Below are 12,434 nucleotides of genomic sequence, written 5' to 3' on the forward strand. Positions count from 1 at the left end.
TTGAGTACAAATAACCCGATTTATACTATTTCAACCCGATCATACCTGCTTTTTAGTATCGTAATGCTCTTTAGCCTTTTCGGTTTTGCGCAGGAACCAGAAGAACAAGATACAACCAAAACAGGTTTTTCCATGGGAAGGATGACGCTTCCCAATCCCAATAGCATTGTTTCAAAATATACTTATGACCCTGTAACAGACCGTTACATCTACACTGAAAAAGTGGGGAAATTCAACATTAATTACCCCATTATATTAACGCCTGCGGAATATTATAAGTTGGTGTTGCAGGAACAGCAAAAGGGATATTACAAACAGAAAATTGATGCGGCAGAAGGTAAAAAAGAGGGAAGTGAAGAAGAACAAAAAAATCTCTTGCCAGAATTTTATGTGAATTCGGGCTTTTTTGAATCGGTGTTTGGAGGAAATACTATTGAAGTAGTGCCTCAAGGATCGGTAGAAATGGATTTGGGGGTACTCTACACAAAGCAGGACAACCCAACGTTTTCGCCAAGGAACAGAAGCAACTTTACTTTTGATTTTGACCAAAGGATCAGTTTGAGTTTATTGGGTAAAGTGGGGACAAGACTTCAAGTTACAGCCAATTATGACACCGAGTCTACCTTTGATTTCCAGAACTTGATAAAATTGGAATACACGCCTACCGAGGATGATATCATCAGAAAAATTGAGGTTGGTAATGTGAGCATGCCTTTAAACAGTTCCTTGATTACGGGAGCGCAGAGTTTATTTGGGGTAAAAACCGAATTGCAATTTGGGAAAACTACCGTAACCGCTGTATTCTCTGAGCAAAAATCACAATCTCAGTCCGTAGTGGCACAAGGGGGAGGTACTTTGGAAGAATTTGAATTCTTTGCAAGGGACTATGATGAAAATCGCCACTTCTTCTTGTCTCAATATTTTAGGGAACACTACGATGAGGCTTTAAATAGATATCCTTACATCAACAACAATATCCAAATTACAAGAATAGAAGTTTGGGTAACCAACAGAAGTAATCAAACGGATAATGTTAGGAATATTGTGGCCTTCCAGGATTTGGGAGAGTCGGATGTTATAGGGCTTGCTTCGCCACCTGCGGGATTTGTGAATGTGCCTGGAGGGGCATATCCGGATAATGGAAACAACGATTTTGATCCTTTGAATATTGGAGGTGCGGGGTCTCAGTTAACGGATGCGGTAAGGGATATCACCACGGTTGAACAAGGTATTTTAACACCTGCCAATGAAGGTTTCGATTTTGGTAAATTGGAAAATGCCAAGAAACTTCAGCAGGGGTCTGACTATATTTTGAATACACAATTGGGGTACATTTCCTTAAACCAAAGATTGCTTAATGATGAAGTGTTGGCAGTCGCTTTCCAATATACAGTGGGAGGACAGGTGTATCAAGTAGGGGAATTTGCCAACGATGGAGTAGAAGCTACAGATGTTACCCAGGATGCAAACTCAGAAAACCAAATAGTAAATAACAACAGTTTGGTGTTGAAAATGTTGAAGAGTGCCATTACTAGTGTAGAGCAGCCTATTTGGGACTTGATGATGAAAAACATCTACGATACTGGAGCATATCAATTGAGTCAGGAAGATTTTAAACTGAACATTTTTTACACGGAAGCTTCTCCAGTCAACTACATTTTACCGGTGGACGGAACTACTTTCCCTCCATTCCATAACAACACGACAGATCCAACAGACGATACGGCAATAAGTGAAACCCCTTTAATTAGGTTATTCCATTTAGACCGATTGAATTACAATAATGATCCACAACTGGATGGGGATGGGTTCTTCGATTTTGTGCCAGGGCTAACCGTATTGACACAAAATGGAAAAATCATCTTCACCAAAGTAGAGCCTTTTGGACGCTACCTATTTGATGTCTTGGATGATGATAACAATCCAAACAACAACGATGCAGATTACGAACAGGATACATACACAAACCCTAACCAAGAGAAATATGTATACGATATTCTCTATAAGCAAACCAAAACGGCTGCCTTGGACGAGTCTGAAAAGAACAAGTTCCAACTTAAAGGACGATTTAAATCTTCCGGCGGGGATGGTATTCCATTAGGAGCTTTCAATGTGCCAAGAGGTTCGGTAGTGGTAACTGCAGGTGGACGTGTGTTAGTGGAAGGAATCGATTATACGGTGAACTATCAATTGGGGCGTGTTCAAATTTTGGACGAAGCCTTAAAAGCGTCGAATACGCCTATTAATGTGTCCGTTGAAAACAATGCGGTTTTTGGACAACAGACAAGACGTTTTGCAGGGGTGAATGTAGAACATCAATTTAATGAGAATTTTGTCTTGGGAGGAACATTCTTGAATTTAAGTGAGCGCCCAATTACACAAAAGGCAAATTACAATACAGAGCCTATTAACAATACTATTTTGGGACTAAATGGAAACTATTCTACAGAAGTGCCATTTTTAACTAGAATGGTAAATAAGTTGCCAAACATAGATACCGATGTGCCATCCAATATGTCGGTTAGGGGAGAATTTGCTTACTTGTTGCCAGGGGCTCCAAAAGGCACCGATTTCAATAATGAAGCCACTTCATATGTAGATGATTTTGAAGGGACACAAGGTGCCATCGATTTATTGTCGCCGTTGACATGGTACTTGTCGAGTAGACCTGTTGGACTAGGACGCAATTATCCCGGATTTGGTGGAGAAGATGACAATGGGTTACAAAATGGTTTTGACCGTGCCTTTTTGAACTGGTATACCATTGACCCTATTTTCTATAGTACACAGAGACCTACCGGAATTAACGATGACGATATCTCTAACCTTTATACGAGAAGGGTATTTATAGATGAGGTATTCCCTCAGGTAGATTTGGTACAGGGCCAAAGTACGGTAATCTATACCTTGGATTTGGCTTACTATCCTTCGGAAAGAGGGCCATATAACTTTGAAGCTTCTGCTGCCGATGGTGAATTGGACAATCCAATTAATTCTTGGGCGGGGATTACTAGACAGATTACCTCTACCGATTTTGAGCAGGCGAACGTTGAATACATCGAATTCTGGGTTCAGGATCCTTTCTTGGACAATCCTTCAAACCCAGGAGGAACCTTAAGTATCAACCTTGGGAATATTTCTGAGGATATTCTTAAGGACGGTAAAAAGCAATTTGAGAATGGCTTACCGGAAGATGGAAATATAGATTTTCTTCAAAATAACTTGTCAGTTGACAAGCCATACGTCGTTCCGCAGAACCAATCCTTGATCTACACATTTGCCACAACAGGTCAGGAGCGTACCAACCAAGATGTTGGGTATGACGGTTACGACGATATTGAAGAAGCCCAAATGTTAAGTGAGTTGGGTGTAGCTGGAAACTTTGGGGAAGACCCTGCGAAGGATAACTATACTTACTTCCTAAATACGGATGGAGATATTTTTGAGCGCTATAAAAAGTATAATGGTACCGAAGGGAATTCACCGGAAACGTTTACTGATACCAATAGAGGTTCAACAACCCAACCAGATGTAGAGGATATCAACAGGGATAATACCATGAACACGATCAATAGTTATTTTGAGTATAACATTGATATCAAGCCTTCCACCTTAAACGAGAACAACGAAAAAATCAACGATATCAAAACCCGTGAAGTAACCTTGCCTAATGGTGAAACTAGAGAAGTGGTTTGGTATCAATTTAGAATTCCAATCAATGCTTCTGATAGAGTTGCCGTAGGAGGAATTACCGATATTAGATCGGTGCGTTTTGCTCGTATGTATTTAAAGGAATTTACCCAACCAACGGTATTGCGTTTCGCAACTTTGGATTTGGTACGTAGCGATTGGCGTCGTTTTACAGGAGATTTGGATAATGACCCTACCAATGAAAGCCCGAACTTAGAATTCAGTACAGGTGTTGTTGGACTTCAAGAAAATGAAGGGAATTATGTGTTGCCTCCTGGTGTGGAATTGGAAGAGTTGAACAACAACAATAATATCGTTCGCCAAAATGAGCAATCTCTAGTTGTAAAGACTTGTCAATTGGAAGCTACAGATTCCAAAGGGGTATTCAAAAACATTAATATAGACATGCGTCAGTATAAAAAACTGAGAATGTTTATGCATGCTGAAAATGGGGAGTCTGGTACCTTGAATGATAACGATTTGGTCGGATTTATTAGAATGGGTAACGACTTCACCGACAACTTCTATCAAATTGAAGTACCATTACAGGTGTCTTCTGGAGGAATTTCTGCAACTGCAGTATGGCCAGAGGAAAACGAAATCAACTTGCCATTGGAGTTATTGCAACAAATCAAGTCTAAAGGAATTTTTGACGGAACTTTAAGTAATGACGATCCAACATTCTATGACGTTATTGATGGTTCGGTGAGTGAAAACCCAGTGTCTGAATTTTCAGAATATACATCTGGACAACAGCGTATCGCCATAAAAGGTAACCCTAATTTCGGAGACATTAGAGTGTTGATGGTAGGTTTAAAAAATATTACATCGGCCCAAACAGGAGGTTCAGGTTATGATGTGTGTGGAGAGGTTTGGTTTAATGAATTGCGTCTATCCGACTTGCATAATGAAGGTGGTTGGGCTGCCGTGGTAGGTGTAGATGGTAACGTGGCAGATTTTGCCAATGTAAGTGCTACGGGTAGACAAAGTACTTCTGGTTTTGGTTCGGTAGAGCAAAGACCAAATGAAAGAAGTAGGGAAGATGTTCAGCAGTACAATGTAGTGACCAATGTAAATCTTGGGCAATTGTTACCTAAGAAATGGGGTATTCAAGTACCGTTCAACTATGGGCAGGAAGAGGAATTGATTACACCAAAATACGATCAGTACTATAATGACCTTACTTTGGAATCACGATTGGATGCGGCCACTTCAGAAGAGGAGAAAAAACAGATAAGAGAGCAATCTGAAGATTACACAAGGCGTAAGAGCATCAATTTTATTGGTGTGAAAAAGCAAAGGGCAGCCGAGGCGAAACCGCATGTGTATGATCCGGAGAACTTGACTTTCAACTATTCTTATAATAAAGTTGAACACCGCGACTTTGAGATTGAGAATTCCTTAGACCAAAGAGTAAGGGCTGGGGTGAACTATAATTATAATTTTACGCCTAAGAAAGTGGAGCCTTTCAAAAAGAACGATTCCTTGTTTACTGGGAAATATTGGAAGATACTGAAGGATTTCAACCTAAATATGATGCCTACCAGTTTCTCGGTGAATACAGATATCATTCGCCAGTTCAACAAACAAAAATTTAGGGAAGTTGAACTTACTGGAAACAATATTGGTATTGATGAACTTTATCGAAGAAACTATACCTTCGATTTTCAGTATGCCTTAAATTATGCTGTGACCGATAATTTGAGTTTCAATTTTAATGCTTCCAATAACAATATTGTTAGGAATTACTTTATCGATGATCAAATAAACGGAAGGCAAGATCCAACTTTAAATGTTTGGGATGGCTTCTTTGAATTGGGAGATCCGAACATTCAGAACCAACAGTTCCAGTTGAACTATGAAATTCCGTTGAACAAAATTCCAACCCTGAGTTTCTTGAATGCCACGTATTCCTATACGGGAGATTTCCAATGGCAAAAAGGATCTGATTTGAATACCAATTTTGAGTATACCGATGAAGATGGCGTGACTAGCTATTACGATTTGGGGAACTCTATCCAAAATGCCAATACCCATGCTCTCAATTCTTCGCTTAATATGGAGAAGCTTTATAGCTACTTAGGTTTGGTGAAGAAAAAATCTAGGCGTACAACTAGACAGCCGCAAACTAGAGATAAGGATGGTAAGCGTGTGGTAAATGGCGCCGATGCCCGTAACCAGTCCAACAAGAAGCAAAGTAAAGTAGTAGGTGCTGCCGTGGATGTATTGACCATGGTGAAAAGAGTTCAGATAAATTATTCTGAAAATAATGGTACCTATTTGCCGGGATATACGAGAACCCCTGGATTTATAGGAACCACCAAGCCTACTTTTGGATATACTTTTGGAAGCCAAAGAGACATTAGGGATATGGCCGCCCGAAATGGTTGGTTAACCGTATTCCCTAACTTCAACCAACAGTATACCGAATTGACCAATCAAACTTTGGATTATTCTGCCAATGTAGAATTGATACCAGATTTAAAGATTGATATCACTGGGGGGAGATTGTATTCTGAAAACATGACCGAGAACTTTAGGGTTGAAGATATGGACGCTGATGGAGAATTGGATTATAACTCTTTAATCCAAAATTCCTATGGAAATTTCAACATTACTACCTCACTTATTAAAACAGCCTTTAGTACCAGTGATGAAACTCAGTCGGATGCCTTTAACGATTTTAGAGCAAACCGTATGGTGATTGCCCACAGATTGGCGCAGGAGTTTTATGGTAACAATACGTATGAATTGGATGCAGAAGGCTATCCATTAGGTTTTGGTAAGAACAGTCAGGCAGTATTATTGCCGGCCTTTGTGTCTGCCTACACAGGATCCAATCCAGATAATGTAAAACTATCGGCGTTTAGGGATTTCCCAATTCCAAACTGGCAGTTGAAGTATACCGGGTTTATGAAGATGAAGTGGTTCAAAAAGAACTTCAAACGTTTCTCAATTACCCATGGTTACCGTTCCAGTTATACAATTAACCAGTTCCGCACCAATCTAGATTATGTGGCTGCCGATCCAACCTTGGATTATGATAGTCAGGATCCAGATGTGTTCAATCAGTCGGGCAACTTTAAGAGCAGAACCTTATATAGTAACATCAACTTGGAAGAGCAGTTCAGTCCGCTTGTGCGTATTGATTTTGAAATGAAAAATTCGGTGAAGATTCTTGGAGAAATTAAGAAAGATAGAATTTTATCTCTGAGTTTCGACAATAATTTGATGACCGAAATCCAAGGGAAGGAATATATTGTGGGGCTAGGGTACCGCTTTAAGGATGTGCGTATTCGTTCCAAACTTGCAGGTCCGCAACAAATCATTAAGAGTGATTTAAACATGTCCTTGGATGTGTCGGTAAGGGACAACAAGACTATTATAAGGTATTTGGATTTGGACAATAATCAAGTTACCTCTGGACAAACTTTGTGGGGCGTGAAGTATAAGGCCGATTATGCCTTCAGTAAATACTTAACAGGAATTTTCTATTTCGATTATTCGTTCTCAGACTACGCGATTTCAACAGCCTTCCCACAAACAACCATTAGGTCTGGAATCACGCTGAGGTATAATTTCGGAAATTAATCCAGCGAAGCCGCTTTCTATTGAAAAAAATCAGATAAAATTAGGAGATTCAGGTTTTAAAAAATTATTTTTGTGCCAATTAATTATTACACACAAAATGAATATACCGGCAGATTTAAAGTACACTAAAGACCACGAATGGGTTAAAGTAGAAGGCGATGTTGTAACTGTAGGAATTACAGATTTCGCGCAAGGCGAATTGGGAGATATTGTTTACGTAGAAGTTGAGACATTGGACGAAACTTTGGAGGCAGAAGAAGTTTTTGGAACTGTAGAAGCCGTTAAAACTGTATCTGATTTGTTTTTGCCAGTATCTGGTGAAATCATCGAATTTAACGATGCCTTGGAAGATGCTCCTGAGTTGGTAAACAGTGATCCTTATGGAGAAGGATGGATGATCAAGGTAAAATGTTCAGACCTTTCGCAATTGGAAGGATTGATGACTGCTGACGATTATAAAGCGCTCATCGGTGCCTAAGCCCATTGCGTTAATACTACTGCTTGCTTATGTGGTAGCATTAACTTCTTTGAGCCTGGTAAACATTCACAAAATGCCAAGTCTGGGCTCATCCTTTGATGATAAGTTGTATCACCTTGGAGCGTATACCGTTTTTATGTTGTTGGGGTTTAACTTTTTTAGGCAAACCCAAGTGAAACATAAAATTTTAATTTCAGGGACAATAATTGTGCTTTATGGCATTATTATTGAGGTATTACAACAAACATTGTCAACTACAAGAACCTTAGATGCCTACGATATGTTGGCCAATTTTGTAGGGGTTGTAGTGGGCATAATCATCATAAAGCTTATGGTGAACCTTAAGTTAAATTAAAATAATCGCTTGCTTTTTTAACTATTAATTGGTTATTTTAGCATTCTTAAATGTTTTAAGATATGGAACCGAAAAAAACTACCAAGGCCGACGTAGGCAGAAATAGCTCGATTTATTTCGCAGTGGGCTTGGCTTTAATGTTGTTGCTAACCAATTTGGCAATTAACTACAAAACGTACGACAAGGCTGCAATTGACATAGGTCAGTTGACCATGGACGAGGAATTGGAGGAAGAAATCCCAATTACCGATCAGCTTAAAACACCACCGCCACCACCGCCACCACCACCAGCAGCTCCTGAAGTTATTGAGGTAGTAGAGGATGAAGTGGAAGTTGAGGAAACTGTAATCGAATCTTCTGAGACTAGTCAAGAAGAAGAAATCGTAGAAGTTGAAGAGGTAGTTGTAGAAGAGGTAGAAGAAGAAATCGAGGTTCCTTTTGCTGTAATTGAAAACGTACCAGTTTTCCCTGGATGTGAAAAAGAAAAGGGGAACAATGCTAAGAAGGCATGTATGTCTGAAAAAATCAGCCAGTTTGTAAACAAGAAATTCAACACAGATTTGGCGAGTGAACTTGGTCTTTCAGGAAGACAACGTATCAACGTAATTTTCAAGATTGACAAAAATGGTGAGATTACCAATGTTATGGCGAGAGCACCGCACCCAGGTTTGGAAAAAGAAGCAAAACGTGTTATCGGTTTGCTTCCTAAAATGAAACCAGGTATGCAAAGAGGTAAGGCGGTAACTGTACCATACTCGTTACCAATCTTGTTCCAAGTTCAGGATTAAGAAGAGAAATTTCATAATATTAAAAATCCCGTCTAAGTTTTAGGCGGGATTTTTGTTTTTGGTATGCTTCTTGTGTTTTGGCATAATATTAACATCTTAAATTCAATATTATGAAAAATCTTAACAAAGAACGTTGTCTTGCTGGCCAGAGCAAAACAACCGTGACAAAATCACAAAAGCATGAGGTAAATTTACAAAAAAACTCTACCCTATATTTTCAGATAGGGTTAATTCTATGCCTTTTGGGCGTGTATGGTCTTTTTGAAATGGAATTTGAAACCAAGATTCCAGGGTATGAAAAGGCTATGGTTGATGAGGAGGCCCCGATTGAATTCGTGATGCAGAAATTTAAAGTTTATGAAGAACCTGTACCACAAAAAGACGAGAAGTCAAAAGTGAAATCTAAATTGATTACAGAACCTCCTAAATTAGTTGATGATTCAACTGTTGATCTTCCGGTTCAAAATGTTATAACTTCAGATCAGAATGTAAGTGATAAGATTTTTGATCCAGGAGCTATTGATGTAGTTAAGATTGATAAAAACGTTGTTATTCCTTTTGGTAAAATCGAGGATGTGCCTGTGTATCCTGGGTGTGAAAAAGCTAAAGGAAATGATGCCCGTAAAAAGTGTATGTCTGAGAAAATTGCCAAATTAGTAAATAGAAAGTTTTCACCAAATATTGCTGAAGAGTTGGGGCTTCACGGCATACAAAGGATTTACGTTGAATTTAAGATTGATAAAACTGGACAGGTAAATGGTATTAGGGCAAGAGCGCCTAGGCCAGAATTGGAGGATGAAGCCAAGAGAGTGATTAATAAAATTCCTTTGATGACTCCTGGTAAGCAAAGAAACCAACCTGTAGATGTGTTATATTCTTTACCTATCACATTTAAGGTTCAAGATTAAATTGTTGTTGTTTTGTTTATTCAACCGTTACTCTTTGTTGGGTAACGGTTTTTTAATGGGCTTTTTTTGAAAAAGTAGTATATTTCGGCCATCAAAGGCCGACCGAATTTTATGAAGCGCATCACTCTATGTTTTTTTATGTTTTTCTGTGTATATGGATTTTCCCAAAATACAGAAAGCTATCAAAAATCCCCTGTTTTTCCTGGATGTGAAACCGAATCCATAGACAATCTCAAAGTTTGTTTCAACAATAAAATCAACCAGTATATTTTCGATAATTTTCAGGTTCCGGATATAGTACAGGAAGAGAACTATCAAGGGGACATTAAAATTTTATTTGAAGTGGATGCCAAAGGGGTTTTCAAAGTATTGTATGTAGATGCTGTGTATGAAAGTTTAGAGGCTGAAGTGAAACGTATATTTGGCGAACTGCCAAAAATTGCTCCAGGGACTCATAATGGTAATCCAACCTATTTTCAATATTCTATATCGGTAAAAATTCCTTTGGTCAATCCTCAGAAAATTTCTAATGAGGCTTATGCCTCGGCAGAACCGGTGCATAGCATCACCGATTTAAATGAAACCGTTTCCAAAGAATACGATAGTATCAATAATGACATTGTACCCTACGAAAAGCTGGAATACAGCAGTCAGTTAAACATTCCTTTTACGCATACCTATTATGCCCGTTTTGATGGACAAATGAATGTCTTGGGAACTAACAGCCATACGGCAGCTAAGCCTTTTGTGTATGCTGAGGTAGCTCCGTATTATGATTTTAAGGCTGAGAAGGAATCCTTGGCCAAAGGAAGTGATGGTTGGTGGGGTAGAAAACTATGGGATGAGCATTTGGTTCAGGTACAGGGAAAGGACTATTGGTTTATTATCGATCCTATTTTTGACCTACAAGTTGGTAAGGACACTGAGGCCGATTTCAATTCTACTTATAACAATACACGTGGATTGATTGTGCAGGGAGGTTTAGGGAAGACCTTGAACTTTTCAACTTCAGTTTATGAAAGTCAAGGGCGGTTTGCGCAATATTTTAATGATTATGCCGAAAGCTTAAAAGCTTTTGGGCCCGATCCTGCTATTGTTCCAGGAAGAGGTATTGGAAAAGCGTTTAAGGATGGTGGTTATGATTACCCTGTGGCCGAAGCTTACTTGTCCTATGCCCCTGCAAAGTTCATTAATATACAGTTTGGGCATGGAAAGAATTTTATAGGAGATGGGTATCGCTCCCTTTTCCAAAGTGATGTGGCGAGTCCGCATACCTTTTTTAAGCTGAATACGAAGTTTTGGAAAATAAAGTATACCAATACTTGGATGTGGTTAAGGGATGTGCGACCAGAGATTATTGAGGACAAATCCTTTTTGACCAAATACATGGCCAACCACTATTTGAGTTGGAATGTTTCCAAACGATTGAACCTAGGTTTTTTTGAATCTGTATTATGGACCGATACCAACGGACGTGGATTTGATATCAATTATCTTAACCCAATTATCTTTTTCAGGGCACTTGAATTTGAATCTGGTCAAGGAGCAGGTAATGCTATTGTAGGGGCTTCGGCTAAATATAAATGGAACAATAAGGTGAATCTTTACAGTCAGTTTATTTTGGACGAATTCTCCTTAGGAGCGGTGAAAGGCGGAAACAAAAGTTGGAAAAACAAATTCGGATATCAAATTGGGATAAAATATTTCAATGCCTTCAAAGTGGATAATTTAATGCTGCAGTTGGAGTATAATAGAGTAAGGCCTTATACCTATTCGCACAACACCATAGTATTGAACTATGGACATAACAATCAATCTATGGCCCACCTTTGGGGCGCCAATTTTAGTGAGCTTGTCGTTATAGGTCGTTATAATTACAGACGTTGGTTTGCCGATGCGAAATTCATCATTGGAAAACGCGGGTTCGATTACAATACAGAGGAAGACAGTTTTAGCTACGGAGGCGATATCTATCGTAATTACAATGAGCGTCCATTTGATACAGGGGTGGAAGTAGGGCAGGGGATTACAACCAATAGTTTCAATGCTGAATTGCAAACAGGATACATTATCAATCCAGTGAGTAATTTGAAGTTGTTCACCAATATTACTTTTAGAAACTTCAATCCAGAAACCAATTCAGCGGATTTGGCCAATAGGGATACCTTTTGGTTTAGCTTAGGCGTGAGAACAGATTTGTTCAATTGGTATTACGATTTCTAATTTTTTTTGTATCCTTGAAAAAGTAATTTTATTCTCTTATGATAAAACTAACCAACGCTTCCTCCTCAACGCTGAAAAAGCTAATTTTCGGCGTCGTTATGTTTAATATTCTTGTGGTGTCTCCTTCCAATTTTGAAGAAGGCAATTCAAAGCTCATCATTTCGTTTCTGTCTTTAGTATTTGTATTGGGTATTTCTGCTCTTTTGATAAAGCGAGGTGAGCTCCCTAAAGCTAGATTGAAGCCAATGCTTGTTTTTGTTGGTTTTTCTTTTATGTTGATGATGACAAAAATGTGGTTATAGAACCTTCCGATTCGCCATTCTAAAGGCTTCAAAATAAACCAAAGAACGGCATTGTCCAATAAGAATTAATAAAGTATCTTTGCCCACGCAAAAATTACA

7 protein-coding genes are annotated in these 12,434 nt (G+C 38.9%); all 7 read left to right on the forward strand.

The features are described 5' to 3' along the window. On the forward strand, nt 1-7,281 hold the full coding sequence (gene sov, locus AC6I5C_RS16255) for a T9SS outer membrane translocon Sov/SprA (protein WP_497906061.1): 7,281 nt from the start codon (nt 1-3) through the stop codon (nt 7,279-7,281). Nucleotides 7,282-7,378: 97 nt separating this feature from the next. Then, nucleotides 7,379-7,759, forward strand: coding sequence for a glycine cleavage system protein GcvH (gene gcvH, locus AC6I5C_RS16260; RefSeq protein ID WP_497906062.1), 381 nt, complete (start codon nt 7,379-7,381; stop codon nt 7,757-7,759). Nucleotides 7,760-7,832: 73 nt separating this feature from the next. Next, nucleotides 7,833-8,114 carry a VanZ family protein gene (locus AC6I5C_RS16265; RefSeq protein WP_497906063.1) on the forward strand — a complete coding sequence of 94 codons (282 nt, stop codon included), beginning with the start codon at nt 7,833-7,835 and terminating at the stop codon, nt 8,112-8,114. A 62-nt stretch (nt 8,115-8,176) separates the two neighbouring features. Beyond that, nucleotides 8,177-8,902 carry an energy transducer TonB gene (locus AC6I5C_RS16270; RefSeq protein ID WP_497906064.1) on the forward strand — a complete coding sequence of 242 codons (726 nt, stop codon included), beginning with the start codon at nt 8,177-8,179 and terminating at the stop codon, nt 8,900-8,902. A 110-nt stretch (nt 8,903-9,012) separates the two neighbouring features. Then, the gene (locus AC6I5C_RS16275; RefSeq protein ID WP_497906065.1) at nt 9,013-9,810 is read left to right on the forward strand and encodes an energy transducer TonB; all 798 of its coding nucleotides are present in this window, start codon (nt 9,013-9,015) and stop codon (nt 9,808-9,810) included. 111 nt (nt 9,811-9,921) lie between these two features. Further along, entirely contained in the window at nt 9,922-12,033 is a 2,112-nt protein-coding gene (locus tag AC6I5C_RS16280) for a gliding motility protein RemB (protein WP_497906066.1), read from the forward strand. Nucleotides 12,034-12,131: 98 nt separating this feature from the next. Beyond that, complete coding sequence (locus AC6I5C_RS16285; RefSeq protein WP_497906067.1) at nt 12,132-12,335, forward strand: hypothetical protein; 204 nt, start codon at nt 12,132-12,134, stop codon at nt 12,333-12,335. The last annotated feature ends 99 nt before the right edge of the window (nt 12,336-12,434 follow it).

The sequence above is a fragment of the Mangrovimonas sp. sgz306409 genome, assembly GCF_059735265.1.

Excerpts from the sequence above, each read along its gene's own strand:
- gcvH (WP_497906062.1), top strand. The coding sequence starts at position 7,379 with ATGAATATACCGGCAGATTTAAAGTACACTAAAGACCACGAATGGGTT.
- AC6I5C_RS16265 (WP_497906063.1), top strand. The coding sequence starts at position 7,833 with ATGCCAAGTCTGGGCTCATCCTTTGATGATAAGTTGTATCACCTTGGA.
- AC6I5C_RS16270 (WP_497906064.1), top strand. The coding sequence starts at position 8,177 with ATGGAACCGAAAAAAACTACCAAGGCCGACGTAGGCAGAAATAGCTCG.
- AC6I5C_RS16275 (WP_497906065.1), top strand. The coding sequence starts at position 9,013 with ATGAAAAATCTTAACAAAGAACGTTGTCTTGCTGGCCAGAGCAAAACA.
- AC6I5C_RS16280 (WP_497906066.1), top strand. The coding sequence starts at position 9,922 with ATGAAGCGCATCACTCTATGTTTTTTTATGTTTTTCTGTGTATATGGA.
- AC6I5C_RS16285 (WP_497906067.1), top strand. The coding sequence starts at position 12,132 with ATGTTTAATATTCTTGTGGTGTCTCCTTCCAATTTTGAAGAAGGCAAT.